At 70.9% G+C, this 17,421-nt stretch carries 21 protein-coding genes; 12 read left to right on the top strand and 9 right to left on the bottom strand.

Annotated elements, in window-relative coordinates; all coding sequences use genetic code 11:
- Positions 1-159: 159 nt before the first annotated feature.
- Positions 160-573, bottom strand: coding sequence for a hypothetical protein (locus CCN37_RS26960; protein WP_143261833.1), 414 nt, complete (start codon positions 571-573; stop codon positions 160-162).
- Between the two features lie 55 nt (positions 574-628).
- Positions 629-1,084: an HD domain-containing protein gene (locus tag CCN37_RS26965; protein WP_210408220.1), complete on the bottom strand. Its 456-nt coding sequence runs from the start codon at positions 1,082-1,084 to the stop codon at positions 629-631.
- Between the two features lie 684 nt (positions 1,085-1,768).
- On the opposite strand from CCN37_RS26965, the gene CCN37_RS26970 reads away from it, so the two are divergent.
- The 7 genes from CCN37_RS26970 to CCN37_RS27000 are packed head-to-tail and all read left to right on the top strand — an operon-like array spanning position 1,769 to position 8,285.
- Positions 1,769-3,058 carry an ATP-binding protein gene (locus tag CCN37_RS26970; RefSeq protein ID WP_086826066.1) on the top strand — a complete coding sequence of 430 codons (1,290 nt, stop codon included), beginning with the start codon at positions 1,769-1,771 and terminating at the stop codon, positions 3,056-3,058.
- Positions 3,055-3,468 carry a roadblock/LC7 domain-containing protein gene (locus tag CCN37_RS26975; RefSeq protein ID WP_086826067.1) on the top strand — a complete coding sequence of 138 codons (414 nt, stop codon included), beginning with the start codon at positions 3,055-3,057 and terminating at the stop codon, positions 3,466-3,468. Before CCN37_RS26970 ends, CCN37_RS26975 begins: the two co-directional genes overlap by 4 nt.
- Positions 3,465-3,818: a DUF742 domain-containing protein gene (locus tag CCN37_RS26980; protein ID WP_086826068.1), complete on the top strand. Its 354-nt coding sequence runs from the start codon at positions 3,465-3,467 to the stop codon at positions 3,816-3,818. Before CCN37_RS26975 ends, CCN37_RS26980 begins: the two co-directional genes overlap by 4 nt.
- Positions 3,796-4,410: an ATP/GTP-binding protein gene (locus CCN37_RS26985; RefSeq protein WP_086826069.1), complete on the top strand. Its 615-nt coding sequence runs from the start codon at positions 3,796-3,798 to the stop codon at positions 4,408-4,410. Before CCN37_RS26980 ends, CCN37_RS26985 begins: the two co-directional genes overlap by 23 nt.
- Positions 4,407-5,756, top strand: coding sequence for a cytochrome P450 (locus CCN37_RS26990; protein WP_246843343.1), 1,350 nt, complete (start codon positions 4,407-4,409; stop codon positions 5,754-5,756). The genes CCN37_RS26985 and CCN37_RS26990 overlap by 4 nt, the downstream gene beginning before the upstream one ends.
- Before the next feature lie 55 nt (positions 5,757-5,811).
- A complete protein-coding gene (locus CCN37_RS26995) occupies positions 5,812-7,167 on the top strand; it encodes a cytochrome P450 (protein WP_246843344.1) in 1,356 nt (451 codons plus the stop codon).
- A gap of 59 nt (positions 7,168-7,226) precedes the next feature.
- Entirely contained in the window at positions 7,227-8,285 is a 1,059-nt protein-coding gene (locus CCN37_RS27000) for a nitronate monooxygenase family protein (protein WP_086826071.1), read from the top strand.
- On the opposite strand, the gene CCN37_RS27005 is transcribed toward CCN37_RS27000, so the two are convergent.
- The gene (locus CCN37_RS27005) at positions 8,276-9,712 is read right to left on the bottom strand and encodes an amino acid permease (RefSeq protein WP_086826073.1); all 1,437 of its coding nucleotides are present in this window, start codon (positions 9,710-9,712) and stop codon (positions 8,276-8,278) included. The two genes, CCN37_RS27000 and CCN37_RS27005, sit on opposite strands and share 10 nt — an antisense overlap.
- 92 nt (positions 9,713-9,804) lie before the next feature.
- On the opposite strand from CCN37_RS27005, the gene CCN37_RS27010 reads away from it, so the two are divergent.
- Both CCN37_RS27010 and CCN37_RS27015 read left to right on the top strand, forming a co-directional pair.
- Complete coding sequence (locus CCN37_RS27010; protein ID WP_086826075.1) at positions 9,805-10,470, top strand: MOSC domain-containing protein; 666 nt, start codon at positions 9,805-9,807, stop codon at positions 10,468-10,470.
- Between the two features lie 14 nt (positions 10,471-10,484).
- Complete coding sequence (locus CCN37_RS27015; RefSeq protein WP_086826078.1) at positions 10,485-11,090, top strand: DsbA family oxidoreductase; 606 nt, start codon at positions 10,485-10,487, stop codon at positions 11,088-11,090.
- A gap of 69 nt (positions 11,091-11,159) precedes the next feature.
- Here CCN37_RS27015 and CCN37_RS27020 read toward each other — a convergent pair whose 3' ends face one another.
- Together CCN37_RS27020 and CCN37_RS27025 are read right to left on the bottom strand one after the other, a co-directional pair.
- A complete protein-coding gene (locus CCN37_RS27020; protein WP_086826080.1) occupies positions 11,160-11,825 on the bottom strand; it encodes a response regulator transcription factor in 666 nt (221 codons plus the stop codon).
- Between the two features lie 224 nt (positions 11,826-12,049).
- The gene (locus tag CCN37_RS27025; RefSeq protein WP_086826083.1) at positions 12,050-13,015 is read right to left on the bottom strand and encodes a zinc-binding dehydrogenase; all 966 of its coding nucleotides are present in this window, start codon (positions 13,013-13,015) and stop codon (positions 12,050-12,052) included.
- Positions 13,016-13,092: 77 nt separating this feature from the next.
- Between CCN37_RS27025 and CCN37_RS27030 the strand changes: the two genes are divergently transcribed.
- The 3 genes from CCN37_RS27030 to CCN37_RS27040 are packed head-to-tail and all read left to right on the top strand — an operon-like array spanning position 13,093 to position 14,043.
- A complete protein-coding gene (locus tag CCN37_RS27030; RefSeq protein WP_086826109.1) occupies positions 13,093-13,290 on the top strand; it encodes a hypothetical protein in 198 nt (65 codons plus the stop codon).
- The gene (locus CCN37_RS27035; RefSeq protein ID WP_086826084.1) at positions 13,287-13,730 is read left to right on the top strand and encodes a ribonuclease domain-containing protein; all 444 of its coding nucleotides are present in this window, start codon (positions 13,287-13,289) and stop codon (positions 13,728-13,730) included. Before CCN37_RS27030 ends, CCN37_RS27035 begins: the two co-directional genes overlap by 4 nt.
- 22 nt (positions 13,731-13,752) lie before the next feature.
- A complete protein-coding gene (locus CCN37_RS27040) occupies positions 13,753-14,043 on the top strand; it encodes a barstar family protein (RefSeq protein WP_086826086.1) in 291 nt (96 codons plus the stop codon).
- Here the strand turns inward: CCN37_RS27040 and CCN37_RS27045 are convergent.
- From CCN37_RS27045 to CCN37_RS27060, 4 genes are all read right to left on the bottom strand, one after another.
- On the bottom strand, positions 14,030-14,389 hold the full coding sequence (locus CCN37_RS27045; RefSeq protein ID WP_086826088.1) for a GntR family transcriptional regulator: 360 nt from the start codon (positions 14,387-14,389) through the stop codon (positions 14,030-14,032). The two genes, CCN37_RS27040 and CCN37_RS27045, sit on opposite strands and share 14 nt — an antisense overlap.
- Before the next feature lie 2 nt (positions 14,390-14,391).
- A complete protein-coding gene (locus CCN37_RS27050; protein ID WP_086826090.1) occupies positions 14,392-15,357 on the bottom strand; it encodes a DUF1648 domain-containing protein in 966 nt (321 codons plus the stop codon).
- A gap of 4 nt (positions 15,358-15,361) precedes the next feature.
- Positions 15,362-16,201 carry a hypothetical protein gene (locus CCN37_RS27055; RefSeq protein ID WP_143261834.1) on the bottom strand — a complete coding sequence of 280 codons (840 nt, stop codon included), beginning with the start codon at positions 16,199-16,201 and terminating at the stop codon, positions 15,362-15,364.
- A gap of 83 nt (positions 16,202-16,284) precedes the next feature.
- Positions 16,285-17,055: an enoyl-CoA hydratase-related protein gene (locus tag CCN37_RS27060; protein ID WP_086826094.1), complete on the bottom strand. Its 771-nt coding sequence runs from the start codon at positions 17,053-17,055 to the stop codon at positions 16,285-16,287.
- Positions 17,056-17,421 lie beyond the last annotated feature (366 nt).

Raw genomic sequence — 17,421 nt, forward strand, 5'->3', positions numbered from 1 at the left:
AAGCGCATGCTGTGTTGGTCTTTGGCCGCGTCGAGGTGCCGCAGGAGGCGTTCGTGGCTGCGCTGTCCACCGATGAGGCGGGCGACAAGAAGTCCAAGAAGTAGTTCTGCCGCAAGGAGAACCGCCCTCGACCCCGGCTGGGGCGGGGGCGGTTTGCTTTCAGGCCCGGGTGTCGAGCAGGGCCACCGCGCGGTCGTAGGTGGTGCGGTCGGAGTGCGGCCGGTAGCGGATGGGCGTGGGGAAAGGGTTGCCGCGCAACGGTTCCAACCACAGGACGGTGCGACGGGTGCGCAGCGCGCGGAGCCCGTCCGGCCTGCTGGTGACGGCGTGCAGCTCCGCCCAGCGCAGCGTCCGCGTGCTCAGGACGCGGCGCACGCGCACACCGCGGTCGCTGACGTAGACGCCGCGGCGGCCGTGGCGCAGCGCGAGGACGGCGCACGGCAGCAGCACAACGGCGGTCGGGACCTCGTTGTCCCACAACAGGAACGCGATGACCAGCGCGATCGCGCCGAAGCTGGTGGCGCCGAGGACCCTTGCCGGGACCGAGGGGCGCACGCTCCTCCACATGAACATGCGGCGAGGATGCGCCGTGCCCGGCCGCGCCGAACAGGTCCACTCGGCGAACCCGTCAGGCGGAGTTCGCGGCCTCGTACTCGGCGAGCAGTCGCAGCGCGGCGGCGTACTTGAGCCGCAGGCGCTCCCGGGTCGGCTCGTCGAGCTGGTTCAGCCGGAGCGGCCCGCTGTTGTCGGCGATGTCGGCGCGCTTGACCACGAGGGCGATCGGGTCGGCGGCGGCGCGGGCGAGGTAGTCGGCCATCGGCTCGCCCGGCAGGTGGCTCAGCGCGATGACGGCGGTGACCACGCCCTCGGGGCAGCCCGCCGCGCGCAGGTCGTCGGCGGTGAAGGGGGTGTCCTCGATGACGTCGTGCAGCACGGCGGCCATCCGGTGCGCGGTGCCCTCGACGTTGTCCATCACCCGCAGCGGGTGCTTGATGTAGGGCTGCCCGGCCTTGTCGAGCTGCCCTTCGTGGGCGCGGGTGGCGAGCGCGATCGCGGTGTCCAGGGTGAACGAGGGTTCGGTCACGGTGCCTCCGGGGGAGCGGGTCGCACGATCTGGTGACGTGCGGTCCGACCAGTCTCCTCCCGGCCGTTTTTGTCAGACCCCCCGGTCATGGTGTGGGGCGCGCCGAGAGTGACGGCGGCGGCCGGCCCCCGACAGTCCGGTCGCCGCCGTCGTAGTGGATGAAGGCCGTCCCCGGACCTCCGCGCGCGTGCATGCAAACGCTGCGAACAGGGTGGAGGGTGTGCCTTGCGTGGGAGACGGCGAGGAGCCGCGTTGGGTTGCCCCGGCGCCCGTGATTGCCCAAACGATCACGCGAACGGCCTAGTGGGAAGGGGGATCGCGCTGATTCGGGCGGGTCCGGGGAGCGGCTTCGCTGAACCGGGTGGACCGTCATGATTTCGGGTGATTTCCCGCCAGTCCACCTGCGTGAATTGGCACCATTTCGCCCAGCCGGAAAGGCGAGAAGTATTCGAAGATCGCCCGCGTGCTGCGCCGGGAAACGCCGACGTCGCAGCGTGGGGGCGGATTCACCGCATTGTGCGGCGAATCGACTGTTGATGATCTTGGAGATGCACCCGATAGGGTAGGCCGACCGGTGATCACCCGAAAACACGCGGTCTCACTGGCGATCCACTGCCTCCGTGCGCTTTGCGGTGCTGTTGTCTGAGTCGTTGTCCTGAGTCGCTGTCGACCCGTGAGGATCTGATGGGGCAAGAAGTACTTGCGGCCGCGTTATGGGTCGCGGTGGCGTTCGGGCTCGTCGTGGTCGTCCTGCTGGCCCGCCAGCACGGCATCGCCAACCGCTTGCGCGTGCGCAACACCGAGCTGGAGGCCACGGCCCGCGCCCGGGTCGAGGAGGAGGCGCACCTCGTCTCCACCCGCCTGCCCGCGCTGGCGGCGACGGCCGACCACCGGCAGGAGGAGGTGCCCGGCCCGCTGCACCCCGCGGTCGCCGGAGCGCACCAGGTGGTGCTGGAGCTGTTCGCCGAGTCCATGCGCCAGGCCAAGGACCGGGGCGAGCAGTCGGCGCGCACCGCCGTCAAGGCGATGATGCGCGCGGTGCAGAGCCTCGCCAACGAGCAGCAGCTGGCGATCTCGGCGATGCAGGAGGAGCACGACAACCCCACCGTGCTCGGCGGCCTGATGACCATCGACCACATGAACTCCCAGCTCGGTCGGCGCGCGCAGGCCACGGCCGTGCTCTGCGGGTCGTGGCCGGGCCAGCAGCGCTCCGCCTCCTCGATCAGCGACGTGGTCCGCGGCGCCACCTCGCGCATCCGCGACTACCTCCGCGTCCAGGTCTCCACCCAGGTCGACGTCGCCGTGGTCAGCCGCGCGGTCGAGCCGGTCGTGCTCACCGTCGCCGAACTGCTGGACAACGGCGCGCGGCACTCGCCGCCGATCGCCTCGGTGCAGGTCAACTTCCAGCAGGCGCACAACGGCCTGGCGATCGTCATCGACGACGCGGGCGTCGGCATGAACAACGACGAGCTGCGGCACGCCGCCGAGCAGCTCTCCGGCCGCGCGGGCCAGGACATCAACCGCCTCGGCGACCCGCCCCAGGTCGGCTTCGCGGTGATCGGCCTGCTCGCCGCGCGCTACGGCTTCTCCGTCTCCGTCGACACCCGTTCGCCCTACGGCGGCGTGCGCGCGGTGATCTTCCTGCCGACCGCGCTGCTGACCAGGGTTCCGCTGCCGGAGCCCGTGGTGAAGCGCCCCGAGGCGCGCGAGACCCACGCCACCGTGCTGCCGCACCCCAGCTCGCCCCGCCACGGCCGCCAGGAGGAGCCCGGCACCGAGCAGGAGCAGGAGCGCACCGCTGGCGGGCTGCCCAAGCGCCGCCGCCGCGAGGCCCCGCCCGAGGTCGCGGCCCAGACAACACCGTTGCCGATCCGCCCGGCGTCCAGGACCACGTCCGGACTGGGAGCCTGGCAGCGCGGTACCCGTTCCGGGCGTGCCGTGCCGCCCGTCGCTGAGGGGAGCCCCCAGGAATGACCGAACCGACGAACAACAAGCTGGGCTGGATGCTCGACAACGCGTTGCAGATGCCGGAGACACTGCACGCGATCCTGCTCTCCGCCGACGGGCTGCTGATGGCCCACTCGCAGACGATCAGCAGGGACGACGCCGACCGGCACGCCGCGGCCATGTCGGGCCTGCAGGCGCTGGCCCGCAGCACCGCGGAGTTCTGCGGCGGCGAGATCAGCGGCTGGCAGCAGACGGTCAACGAGTTCGCGGGCGGCTACGTCTTCCTCGTCGCGGCGGGACCGGGCGCCTACCTTGCGGTCTCGGCCACCGACCGGGTCGACATGGAGGCCGTGTCCTTCCGGTTGCAGGAGCTGGTGCAGCGGCTCGGCAAGGAGCTGACAAGCCCTCCGCGACAGGGCATCGGTAGCCGGGCATGACCCCGGACCGCCGGGAACGGGCGTTGGTGCGGCCGCACGTGGTGACCGGCGGCCGCGCTCACCCGACCCGCAACACCTTCGACCTGGTCACCCTGGTGTCGGTGGTCAAGGACCAGCTCGCCGGGCTGAGCCCGGAGAAGCGCCGCGCCATGCAGCTGTGCAGCGGCGGCGCGCTCTCGGTCGCCGAGGCCGCCGCGCACCTCGGTCTGCCGGTCAGCGTCACCAAGGTGCTGCTGTCCGACCTCGTCGACAGCGGGCACCTCGCCGTCACCTCCGAGTCCCCGGCGCGCGGCGGTCCCGACCTCAAGCTGCTCAAGGATGTGCTCGATGGCCTTCGCGCGCTCGTCTGAGGGCAGCTCGTCCGGCGGGATCTACGTCCGCAACACCGTGCGCACCTCGGTGAAGCTGCTCGTCGTCGGGCACTTCGCGGTCGGCAAGACCACCTTCGTCGGCACCCTCTCCGAGATCCGCCCGCTGCGGACCGAGGAGACGATGACGCAGGCGGGCGAGCACGTCGACGACCTCACCGGCGCCAGGGGCAAGAGCACCACGACCGTGGCCATGGACTTCGGCAGGCTCACGCTGAACGACCAGCTGGTGCTCTACCTGTTCGGCGCGCCCGGCCAGCACCGCTTCAAGCAGCTGTGGAAGGACATCGCCACCGGGGCCCTCGGCGCGCTGGTGCTGGCCGACACCCGCAGGCTCGACGCCTCCTTCGACATCATGGGCCTGCTGGAGGAGCTGGGGCTGCCCTACGCGGTCGCGGTCAACGACTTCGACGACGCGCCGAAGTTTCCGGAGCACGAGCTGCGCGAGGCGCTCGACCTGCTCCCGGAGACCCCGCTCGTCACCTGCGACGCCCGCGACCGGGTGTCGTCGACCCACGCACTGATCGCGCTCGTGGAACACCTCCTCCGTCGTCCGGTACGGGAGTACGCGTGAACTCAGCACCCGCAGGCAACGACCTCGGCACGGGCGGCTGCCCCGTCACCGGGCACCGGACGCCGTTGTACGGACCGGAGTTCACCGCGAACCCGGCCCGCGTCTACGAGCGGTTGCGGGCCAACGGGCAGATCGCGCCGGTCGAGCTGGCGCCGGGGGTGCCCGCCACGCTGGTGGTCGGCTACGAGGCCGCACTGGAGGTGCTGCGCAATCCCGGCGACTTCCCCAGGGACGGCCGCCGCTGGGCGGAGACGGTGCCGGAGGACTGCCCGGTGCTGCCGGTGATGTCCTACCGGCCGAACTGCCTGATGACCGACGGCTCCGAGCACGCGCGCTTCCGCGGGGTGATCACCGACAGCGTGGCGCGGGTGGACCCGAACAAGGTCCGCGCGCACGTCGAGGCCACCGCGGACATGCTGATCAACCAGTTCGCCCAGCGCGGTTCGGCCGACCTGCTCACCGAGTACGCCGTGGCGCTGCCGCTGTGGGTGTTCACCTTCCTGCACGGCTGCCCCAAGGACGTCGGCGAGCGCATGGTCACCGGCATGCGCGACATCGTGGACATGCGCGATCCGGAGCAGGCGAACGAGCGGCTGACCACCGCGCTGCTGGAGCTGATCGCGCTCAAGCGGGCCGAACCCGCGCAGGACATGGCGTCCTGGATGATGGCGCACCCCGCCGCGCTGACCGACGAGGAGATCCTGCACCAGCTGTTCCTGATGCTGGGCGCGGGAACCGAGCCCGAGGCGAACCTGATCGCCAACGCGCTGCGGCTGCTGCTCTCCGACCACCGCTTCGCCGGGTACGTGGCCGGGGGCAGCATGCGGATCGAGGACGCGCTCGACGAGGTGCTGTGGACCGATCCGCCGGTGGCCAACCTCTCCGCCAGCTACCCGGAGCGCGAGGTGCTGCTGGCCGGGCGGCGGCTGCCCGCGCACCAGCCCGTGGTGATCAGCTACGCGGCGGCGAACACCGATCCGGAGTTCGGCGAGGAGCACCGCTCCGGCAACCGCGCGCACCTGGCGTGGGGCGCCGGTCCGCACGCGTGCCCGGTGCAGGGGCAGGCGCGGATGGTCGCCTCGATCGCGATCGAGAAGCTGCTGGACCGGTTGCCCGACCTGGCGCTCGGCGTCCCGGTCGAGGACCTGCCGTGGCGGGAGTCGCCGTTCCTGCGCGCGCTGTCCGGGCTGCCGGTCACCTTCACCGCTGTGCGCCCGGTCGAGACGGCGCCGGAGACCACCCAGCTGCCCGCCGTCCGCGCACCGGCACGGCACGCGGCCCCGCTGCCCACCGCGGTCGGGCAGCGCTGGCGGCACGCGATCATCCGGTGGTGGCGCGGGCAGTGACCCCGGGCCGAACAGCAGATCCCAGCAGGCATCGCAGGAGATCAGGAGTGCGCGCGTGAGCTCTCATTCCCCCGACGACACCCAGGACCGGCCGGGCTGCCCCTTCTCCGGGGACCGGGAGCCGCTGTACGGGCCGGAGTTCACCGCCGACCCGAACGCGGTCTACGAGCGCCTGCGCGAGCGGGGCCAGACCGCGCCGGTCGAGCTGGCGCCGGGGGTGAACGCCACGCTCGTGCTGGGCTACGACGCGGCACTGGAGGTGCTGCGCAGCCCCGGCACGTTCATCAGGGACGGCAGGCGGTGGCAGGCCACGATGCCGCCGGACTCCCCGGTGCTGCCGGTCATGGGCTACCGGCCGACCTGCCTGATGAGCGACGGCGACGCGCACGCGCGGCTGCGCCGGGTGATCAGCGACGCCTACGCCAGGGTCGACCCGAACATGATCAGGGCGCACGTCGAGGCCACCGCCGAGATGCTGATCGGCCGCTTCGCCGCCAAGGGCGAGGTGAACCTGCTCGCCGACTACGCGCTCGCGCTGCCGCTGTGGGTGTTCAACTACCTGCACGGCTGCTCGACCGAGCTGGGCGACCGGCTGGTCAGCGGGATGAGCCGGGTGGTGGACGTGGTCGAGGCCGAGCAGGCCAACGTCGACCTGACGCGCGCGCTGACCGAGCTGGTGGCGCTGAAGCGGCGCGAGCCCGGCCAGGACGTGACCTCGTGGATGATGCAGCACCCGGCGCGGCTGTCCGACGACGAGATGCTGCACCAGCTGTTCATCATCCTGGGCGCGGTGACCCAGCACCAGGCGAACCTGACCTCGAACGCGCTGCGGCTGCTGCTCTCCGACGACCGCTTCGCCGGTGACCTGGCCGGGGGCAGCATGCAGATCGAGGACGCCCTCGACGAGGTGCTGTGGACCGATCCGCCGATGACCAACCTCTCGGTCACCTTCCCCACGCACCAGGTGAACGTGGGCGGGGCGATGCTGCCCGCCGACCAGCCGGTGCTGATCGGCTACGCCGCCGCGAACACCGACCCGACCGTCCACGGTGGACACCGCGCGGGCAACCGGGCGCACCTGTCGTGGGGAGCCGGACCGCATGCCTGCCCCGTGCAGGGGACCGCGCGGCTGATCGCCTCGATCGCGATCGAGAAGCTGCTGGACCGGCTGCCCGACCTGCGCCTCGCGGTGCCCACGGAGGACCTGACGTGGCGACCGAGCCCGTTCTTCCGGTCGCTGACCGCGCTGCCGGTCAAATTCACGCCGGTGCGCGCTGACTCCGCGGGCACGGTCTCCGTCCCGTCGTGGGCTCGCCTGACGCCCAGTTCCGTGCCGCAGCCCCCGCCGCCGCAGGCTCCGCCGCCCCAGGGCTGGCGGCACGCGCTGGCCAGGTGGTGGCGCGGCCAGTAGCTGTGGCGTGCGCGGCATTCGCCCACCCGGGGCGGTGACCGGAGTCTAGGGTCCGAAGGATGTTGGCGGACTTGCGCGTGCCGGTCATCGCGGCGCCCATGGCGGGCTGGGTGTCCACTCCGGAGCTGGTCACAGCGGTCGGTTCGGCGGGCGGCCTCGGCTTCCTCGCGGCCGGCTACCTGCCTGCGGAGTCAGTCGCCGGGCACATCGCCAGAACGCGGGAACTGGGGCCGCATCCCTTTGGCGTCAACCTCTTCGTGCCCGGCCCGGAGAGCGAGGCGGACCTGCGCCCCTACCGGGAGTCGCTGCGCGCCGACGCCGCGCGGTACGAGGTGACCCTCGACGAGCCGCGCTGGGACGACGACGACTACGCGGCCAAGCTCGACCTGGTCGTCCGGGAGCGGGTGCCGGTGGTGTCCTTCACCTTCGGCTGCCCGGAGCCCGCGACCGTGCGGCGCTTGCGGGACAACGGGATTCAGGTCGTCGTCACCGTGACCACCCCTGCGGAGGCCTGCATCGCGGTCGACGCTGGAGCCGATGCGCTGTGCGTGCAGGGAGCCGACGCCGGAGCGCATCGCGGGCTCTTCACCGACGACGGCTCAGCGGACGGTGGGCCGAGCTACGGGTTGCTCACCGCTCTGCGCTTGGTCCTGGAAGCCGTGGACGTGCCCGTGATCGCCACCGGCGGCCTGATGCACGGCGCGGACGTCGCGGCGGTGTTGACGGCTGGAGCCGTTGCGGCGCAACTGGGAACGGCCTTCCTGCGCTGTCCGGAAGCCGGGACCGCGTTGGCCTACCGCGCGGTGCTCGCGGAGGGGAACAGGCCGACGGAGTTCACCCGGGCCTTCACCGGCCGCCCCGCGCGCGGGCTGGTCAACCGCTTCATGACCGAGCACGACGCGGACGCGCCTTCGGCCTACCCGCAGCTGCACCACCTGACGAAGCCGGTGCGGGCCGCGGCGAACCGGGCCGGGGACGTGGAGGCGATGTCGCTGTGGGCGGGGCAGGGCTACTCGCTCGGCCGGGAGCTGTCCGCCGCGGAGTTGGTGGCCCTCCTGGACGGCGAGGCCCGGGACGCGTTGTCCCGGGCTCGCCGTCGGTACCGCGATCAGTCCTGAGTGGACTTGTTGAGCTCGGACTTGCGGTAGGAGTACGCGAAGTAGATCACCAGGCCGATGCCGAACCAGGCCGCGAAGCGCAGCCAGGTCTCCCACTGCAGGAAGGTGATCAGCCAGATCGAGAACGCGATGCCGATCAGCGGCACCACCGGCATGCCGGGGCAGCGGAAGCTGCGCGGCAGGTCGGGCTGGCGGTAGCGGAGCACGATGACGGCGATGCACACCACCACGAAGGCCAGCAGGATGCCGATGTTGGTCAGCTCGGCGGCCTCGTTGATGTTGAGGAAGCCCGCGATGAACGCCGAGGCGACACCGACGATCCAGGTGATCCTGGTCGGCACCTTGCGCACCGGGTGGGTCTTGGCGAACCACTTGGGCAGCAGCCCGTCGCGGCTCATCGAGTACCCGACCCTGGTCACGCCCATCATGAAGGTGAACATCACCGTCAGGATGCCCAGGATCGCCCCGACCGCGATGATCGTGCCGATCAGCGGGAGGCCGACCTGCGCGAAGGCGTCGGCGAACGCCGCCTCACCGTCGATCTTGGCGAACGGGATCATGCCGGTGAGCACCAGACAGGCCAGCACGTAGAGCACCATCGAGATGGCCAGCGAGTAGATGATCGCCTTGGGCATGTGCTTCTGCGAGTCCTTGGACTCCTCGGCCGCCGTGCTCATCGCGTCGTAGCCGAAGACCGCGAAGAACACCGTCGCCGCGCCGGTCACCGCTCCGGTGAAGCCGAACGGGAAGAAGTCGGTGTAGTTGCCGGTGTCGATGTAGAAGAAGCCGACCGCGATCACCAGGACCACCACGCCGACCTTGAGCCACACCAGCGCGGTCTCGAAGCGGGCCGCGTTCTTCATGCCCAGCGTGAGAATCCACGCGATCAGCAGGCACAGCAGCACGGCGAAGAGGTTCACCGAGTACGTGCCGGCGGCGACGCCCTCCGGCTCGGTGCCCGGCGCGCCGAGCATCCACTGCGGCAGGTCGATGTTCAGGAAGCCCAGCAGCTTCGTGAAGTAGCCGGAGATGCCGATGGCCACCACCGCCACGATCGCGGTGTACTCCAGCAACAGGTCCCAGCCGATGAACCAGCCGACGATCTCGCCGAGCACCGCGTAGCCGTAGGTGTATGCCGAACCCGCCTTGGGGATCAGCCCGGCGAACTCCGCGTAGGCGAAGGCCGCCGCGGCGCTGGCCACGCCCGCGATCAGGAACGAGATGAGCACCGCCGGACCCGCGGTCTTGTTCGCGACGGCCCCGGCGAGGGAGAAGATCCCCGCGCCGATGATGCCGCCGACGCCGATCGCGGTGAGCTGCCAGAGCCCGAGGGAACGCGACAGCTCGCCCTCGTGCTCCGAGGCGATCTGTTCCACCGGCTTGCGTCGGAACACACTCCGACCTCCCCGGGGGCCTGCTGTAGTCATGCCTTCTCCCTCCATGCGCAGCGTTGCGCATCACAGATCCAGGCGCGAAAAGTAGTTGAACAGCTCGGGAAGTACAGCGCTACGTTCATCACATGAAGCTGGGGCGTGTCGAGTCAGTGAACCTCGCGGTGGTCAGCACCGCCGCGTGGACGGGTCGCAAGAAGAAGTCCGGGATGGACAAACGGCCGACCGAGGGGCCGACGATGTTCACCGCCGAGGGCGTCGCCGGGGACACCGTCGTCGACCTCGCGGTGCACGGGGCGTGGTTCCAGGCGGCTTACGCCTACCAGCTGGAGGACCTGGCGTACTGGTCCGAGCGCCTGGGCAAGGACCTGGTCCCCGGCAACGCGGGGGAGAACCTGACGCTGTCCGGCTTCGACGCCAGCGCCGCGATCATCGGGGAGCGGTGGCGGGTCGGCGGGGCCGTGCTGCGGGTGACCGGGCCGCGCTCGCCCTGCGTGGTGTTCGCGGGCTTCTGGGACCACCCTAAGCTGATCAAGGAGTTCACCGAGGTCGGCCGGCCGGGGCCGTACCTCGCGGTGGAGCAGGCCGGGGAGGTCAGTGCGGGCGACTCCGTCGAACTGCTGGACCGCCCGGACCACGACGTGTCGGTGGCGACGCTGTTCGCCTTCACCCACGGCGCCCGCGAGCTGGCCGAGCGCATCCCGCCCGTCGTGCCGCACCTGCCGGACCGGTGGGCCGAGCGCGCGGAGAAGCTGGTGACCGTGGCACAGGGCGGAACAGTCGCCCAGAGCTGAGCGTTGCCGCTGGCATGCGAGTTGAGGTGTGGTCCGACATCGTCTGCCCCTGGTGCTACATCGGCAAGCGCCGGCTCGAACAGGCGCTGGAGCTCTGGCGCGCCGAGGGCGGTGAGGACGTCGACGTGCGCTGGCGGCCGTTCCAGCTCGACCCGGAGGCCAGCAGCGACGGCCGCCCGCTCGACGAGGCCATGGCGGAGAAGTTCGGCGGGGCGGAGCAGGCCGCGCGGATGATGGCCGGGGTCACCGCGACAGCGGCGGAGGTCGGGCTGGCGTACCGCCTCGACCGCGCGGTCCGGGCGAACACCCTCGACGCGCACCGCGTGCTCGCCCTCGCCGCGGAGGCGGGAGTGCAGGACGCGGTCCAGGAACGGCTCTTCCGCGGCTACTTCGTGGAGGGCGCCAACCTCGGTGACCGGGCCACGCTGACGGCTCTGGCGGCCGATGCGGGGCTGCCGGGCGTGGACCTCTCCGGCTCGGCCGACGCCGTGCGGGCGGAGCTGGCGGAGGGGATCGCGATCGGCGTGCGCTCGGTGCCGACGTTCGTGGTGGGCCGTCGAGGAGTCGCGGGCGCCCAACCCGCCGAGGTGCTGCTGGACCTGCTGCGCGGCGGTGTCTGAACGAGCGAAGGCCCGGCGGTTGACCTCCCCCGAGGTGGCCGCCGGGCCGACACGTGCGCCCTGCTGTTGTTACATCGCGCTCGGCTCGAGCACGGAGCGGTTGGTGACCAGGCCCATGCGGTATGCCTGGACGACCGCTTCGGTGCGGTTGGCCGCCTGCAGCTTGCGCCGGATGCTGAGCACGTGCGTGCCCACGGTGGCGCTGGAGATGTGCAGGTAGGCCGCGATCCTGGAGTTCGACATGCCCTCCGCCAGCAGGCGGAGCACTTCGGTCTCCCGATCGGTGAGCTCCTCCTCCGGCCGCTGGTTGCTCGGCGAGAGGAGGTGGATGATCTCCTGGCTGTACTGGCGCAGCATGCGCGGCGAGATGAACAACTCGCCGCTGGCCGCCGCGGACACCGCGCACAGCACGTCCCAGGCCCCTACGGGCTCGGTCAGCACCGCGTTGACCCTGCGGCGCAGGGTGCGGGCCACGTCGTCCTCGCTCGCGCAGACCACGATGACGGGGACGGACCTGCCGTCCCGTTCGCGGTGCCGGTCGAAAGCCTCCCAGTGACCGGCGATCGCGTCGTGGTCGACGAGCCAGACGTCGACGTCAGAACGGGGCGACTGTGCCAGAGCCGCTGCCGCGTCGTACCAGACGTCGACGATGTTCAGACCGTAGAGATCGCCGTTGAGCGTGTAGATCCACGACGCCGCGGGTCTGTCTCCGGTGATGTAGCCGACTCGCATCATGCGGAAGCCCCCACTTCCTCGATTACTTCAGCGCGCCGGACCGGAACGAGGATGTGTCCGTGTGAAACGCGACGGACCGCCCCCATGCGGTCCAGCAGTGGTTTTTGTTACGGGCACCCTTGTTTCTCATGACGTGCACCCCGTGAGGGGCAGCGCGAGTCTAGCCGTTTCTGCGGAAACCCAACGGGCTTCATAGACGTTTCAACCGCGCGGTAACACCGCCGTCAACGGGTGAAGACGATCTTGCCGGCGGTGTCCCCGCCGAGCATCGCCTCGAAGCCCTCCCGCGCCCGCTCCATCGGCAGCTCGGCGCCGATGCTCGGCCGCAGCCCGGCCACGTCCATGAAGGAGATCAGGTCGGCCAGCTCGGCGCGGGTGCCCATGGTCGAGCCCACGACGCGCAGTTGCAGGAAGAACAGCCGCTGGAGGTCGGCGGGCGGGTTGCCGCCGGTGGTGGAGCCGGAGCAGACGATCACGCCGCCGGGCTTGAGGCTGCGCATCGAGTGGTTCCAGGTGGCCTCGCCGACCGTCTCGAAGACGCCGTCCACCTTCTCCGGCAGCCGCGCCCCGGACTCGAAGGTCGCGTGCGCGCCCAGCTCGGCGGCCAGCGCGCGCTTGGCCTCGCTGCGCCCGGTCGCCCACACCCGCAGCCCGGCCGCGCGCCCGAGCTGGATGAGCGCGGTGGCCACCCCGCCGGATGCGCCCTGCACGAGCATCGTCTGGCCGGGCCGCAGCTCGGACTTCACGAACAGCATCCGGTAGGCCGTCAGCCACGCCGTGCTCAGGCAGGCGGCGTCGGCGAAGCCCATCGACGCGGGCTTGGGCAGCACGTTGGCCCTCGGCACCACCACGGTCTCGGCGAAGGCGCCCTGGTGCACCTCGGTGAGCAGGCTGCGCCTGGGGTCCAGGGTCTCCTCGCCGGTCCACCCGGGCGAGGTGATCACGGAGTGCACCACCACCTCGGAGCCGTCCGCGAGCACCCCGGCGGCGTCGCAGCCGAGGATCATCGGGAAGCGCTCCGCCTTGATGCCGACCCCGCGCAGCGTCCACAGGTCGTGCATGTTCAGGCTGGCCGCGCGCACCGTGACCGCCACCCAGCCGTCCGGGACCTGCGGTTCGGGGCGCTCGCCGACCACCAGGCCGGCAAGGGGGTCGTCGGGGTGCGGGGCGTCGGCGTACACGGCGAACATGGTCGAAACCTAGCGCCGCGGCTCCGATGGTGCCCGTGACGCCGATCACTCCACGTGCTGGGCGTATGGTTCTCCCCGTGTTTGACTGGCTGGTCTCCTGGTGGGACGGCGTGGAGTTCTGGGTGGTCGGGCTCTGGTTCCCGTTCCAGTTCGTCCTCGTCATGGCCGTGCTGCTGCCGGTCTGCTGGGGTGTCGCGCTCGGCATCGACCGCTCGGTCGACCGCGTCTCCGCCGCGCTGGGCGCCGCCCGCCGCCAGCGGGAGGACCGCGCATGAGCCCCCGCAGGCGGATCACCGCCGCTCTGGTCGGGCTCGTCGCGCTGGTCGTGCTCGGGTGGTTGGGCAAGGACCTGTTCTCCGGCTCGGACCCCGCATCGGGTGGTGGGTGCGTCGCGGCGTCGCAGTCCAAGGTCGCGGGCGCGGCCAGCGGGCTGAAGGTGTGCCCGTTGAGCGGGCTGCCGAAGGAGACCGCGACCACCTGGGACGCGATCCGCGCCGGGGGCCCGTACAAGTACCCGAAGAACGACAACGTGGACTTCTTCAACCGCGAGGGCGTCCTGCCGGGCAAGGCCAAGGGCTACTACCGCGAGTTCACCGTCGTCACGCCGGGCGAGAGCACCAGGGGCGCCCGCCGGTTGGTCACCGGGCAGACCGGTGAGGTCTACTACACCGCCGACCACTACAAGAGCTTTGTCGTCGTCGACACGTCCCGATGACTGTTTCCAGCGAGGTGAGGCAATGACCACCAGGCACGTGGTCGACGGCTCTACCGTCAACTCCAAGAGCACGGCGATCGACGCGATCGCCAAAGCCATGTCGTTCCCGTCCTACTTCGGACGGAACCTCGACGCGCTCTACGACTGCCTGGTCGACCTCTCCTGGCTCCCGGTCGGAAACCACGTGCTGGTGTGGACCGACCACCACGTCCTCGCCGAGGAGGACCCGGACGCCTACGGCCGGGTGCGCGACGTGCTGGAGGACGCGGCGGAGGCCAACCCGAGGCTCGTGCTGCGGCTCACCGCGAACTGAGCTCCACGCGGACCATCTCCAGCACTTCCGCCTCGGCCAGGCCCAGCCGCCGCGCGGTCGTGACCAGTTCCCTGGTGAGCCGGATCAGCTCGGCGCGCTGGTCGGTCGCACCGTCGGCGACCACCGCGCCCCGTCCGCGCCGCAGCTCGATCAGGCCCTCGTCGCGCAGTTGCTGGTAGCCGCGCAGGACCGTGTGCAGGTTGATGCCGAGCGACTCCGCCAGCTCGCGCGCTGGCGGCAGCCGGTCGCCCGCCTTGACCGCGCCGTCGGCGATCCCGCCGCGCACCGACGCGGCGACCTGGTCGCCGAGCGGCACGGAGGAGGACGGGTCGATCCTGATCAACATGGTCAGTCCCCGGTTCTCGCCCGCTCGGCGAGCGAGTTCAGCAGTGCGGCCGCGGTGTGCGCGTCGTCGACGGTGACGACGAACTCCGAGCCGTTGGTCAGCTCGACCACGATCGCATCCCCCGCGCGCAGCACGACGCCCGAGGCCGCTCCGTTGAACCGATAGCCCCAGCCGCCGAAGTCCCTGAACGGCCGGATCTTCTTGACGTGCACGACCGCGATCTCCACCAGCGCGATCCGCTTGCGCGGCCAGCTGATCAGCGACGGCCGCACCGTCATGCCCGTGCCGTTCACGATCACCCTGACCGAGGCAGAGAGGAACAGCAGCAGCGCGGGCAGGATCGCGATCATCGCGGGCCAGGCGAGCGTGGCGCCGAGGCCCGCGCCGACGAAGAACAGCACTCCGCCGCCGAGCAGGCACAGCGGCGTCGTGATCGTCTGGCTCCAGCTCGCGCGCTCGGTCGCGGCCAGCGGGATGCGCGGGGCGTCCTCCGGCAACGGCTCCGTGCGCTCGGGCGCGGGGACGTGCCCGGCCAGCACGTAGCCCAGTGCGCCCGCGATCGGGGCGGCGACCAGCACCAGCAGCAGGGTCCACCACGACAGCACCACCGTCGAGGCGTCGGTCGCGTCGGCGTTGCCCCACAGGATCTGCATGTGCATCAGGCCGAAGAGGGCGCTCAACGCGAAGCTGCACGTGACCGCGAAGCGCTGGCCGTGCGGGTTGCGCCGCATCGCCACGACCATGACGACGAGCGCGATCCCCAGAACGCCGATCAGCGGGCCGGTCTTCAGCAGGAATCCGTCCTTGGCCATGAACCCGTCGGCGTCGCCGCTGGGGCCGAAGTGCGTGGCTAGCCGGTCGGGCAGTCGGTCGGCGAGTGCGGACCACATCAGCCACGTGGCGCCCAGCGCGAGCAGCGGAGCCGCGAGGGCCAGCAGGAGCCTGCGAGCGAACTTCGGCGAGTGCATTGGCCTACCTCGCTTCGGCGCGTGCGGCGAGCGTGTTCAGCAGTGCGGCCGCGGTGTGCGCGTCGTTGACGCTGATGGTGTACTCCGTGCCGTTTTTCTGTTTCACGACAAGGGTTTCCCCGGTGCGCAGGTACATCGCGAACGTGTCGCCCGCTCGGCGCACCGTCGCGGACTCGATCTGCTCCAGCCGGATTCGCTTGCGGGGCCAGCGCAGCAGCGTCGGCCACACCGACAAACCGTTGATGTCGACCCTGATCCGGAAGGACACCAGGAACGCGAGCGCGAGGGAGGGCAGGATCAGCGCGGGCAGTACCGACCAGGCACGACTGGAGAACACCAGGTACGCGAACAGGATTCCGGGCACGAGGACGAAGGCCAGCGCGGGCCACTTCATGGTGGAGGTCCTGCTCCACGTCGCGACCTCGCCCGGCTCCAGGTCGATGCGCGCGGACCTGTCCGCGTCGTCGAACTCGACCTCGCGCCCGATGAGGACAACCAGTGCTGTCAAGGCGATCGCGACCACCAACCCCACCGCCAGCTTCGCCAAGAACGGGAGCGGGTCGCCCGCGAGGTACAGGGCGTAGCCGCTCCCGACGACTCCCGTGCCGATGGCGGAGTAGCTCGGCGCCCAGCGGGAGTTGGTCGAGGTGCCGCGGAAGGCCCAGACCTCGAAGGCGCCGAACGCGGCGGCGAGGCCCAGCTTGAACCCCAGTGTGCCCACGTCGGCCGCGTTCAGCGGCACGTCGGTGAACAGCCACTGGACGAGCACCAGCAGTGCGAACGCGGCGAGCGGGACGCCAACGGCGAGCGTCATGTGGCGGCGGTTCGTCGTCGGTTGCTGCATCAAGATCACCCCTTGTTTGCATACAACTATAACAAGTTGTCCAGGGGTGCGCGCGGGGACCGAGTCGGCCCCCGCGCTGCGCCTCAGTCCTGGGGCACCCAGGAGGCGGGGCGTTTCTGCAGGAAGGAGGCGATTCCCTCCTGGCCCTCTTCGCCAGCGAAGTGCTTGGCGGAGAGCTCCAGCATCGCGGCGAAGTCGTCGGCCATGCTCACCGGGTGCCTGCGCAGCATCTGCTTGGTGGCGGCCAGCGCCTGCGGAGCGCCGAGTGCGAGCATGCCGGTGTAGCGGCGCACCTCCTCGTCCAGCCGGTCGGCCGGGACCGCGGAATTGATCAGCCCGATCTGCGCGGCCCTGACCGCGTCGAACTTCTCGCCGGTCAGGAACAGCTCGTGCGCGGCCCTTGGCAGCAGCCTCGGCAGCACGGTCACCGAGATCACGGCGGGCACCACGCCGATGCGGACCTCGGTGAAGGCGAAGCTCGCGTCCTCGGCCGCGACCGCGATGTCAGCGGCGGCGATGAGGCCGACCCCGCCCGCGCGCGCCGGGCCCGCGAGCTTGGCCACCACGGGGGTCGGGCTCTCCCAGATGAGCTGCAGCAGCTCAGGGAACTCGTTGACGCCCTGGTCGGAGGAGCCCGCGCCCTTGGACTCCTTGAGGTCCATGCCCGAGCAGAACACCGTGCCGGTGTGGTCCAGCACGATCACCCGGGCTTCGGAGGCCTCGATCGCGGTCGTCAGGTGCGCGCGCAGCTCGCGGCGCAGCTGAGCCGACAGCGCGTTGCGGTTGTGCGGGGAGTCCAGCGTGATCGTCGCGACCCCGCGCTCGACGGAGAGGTGCACCAGCTCGTCAGCCATGCCCCGCACTCTAAGCCGCGTCCCGCACGCCGACCGGTTCGCTGGTCTTCAAGACCCACCAACCCCCGGCCACACGGTCTCCAACGACAGCAAACCCCGACCGCATCGAGGGTTTGAGGCGGTTAACGATGATCGACAAGGGCGTTCGCCGGTCTTGAAGACCACCCAGCCCCCCGGCCACCGCGGCCAGGAGCACGCGCACCCCACCCCTCTCCCGCCAACGTCCCGTTTGGTGCGTCTAACGCACTGAACGACCCGTTCAGTGCGTTGAGCGCACTGAACGGGTCGTTCAGTCACGGCGTACCGGGACTCGGAGCAGGTCCGGTACGTCGGTGAGGAGCTGGCCGCGCTCGGCCTGTGCACCAC

This window comes from Allokutzneria sp. NRRL B-24872 (genome assembly GCF_002155965.1).
Lineage (GTDB): Bacteria > Actinomycetota > Actinomycetes > Mycobacteriales > Pseudonocardiaceae > Allokutzneria.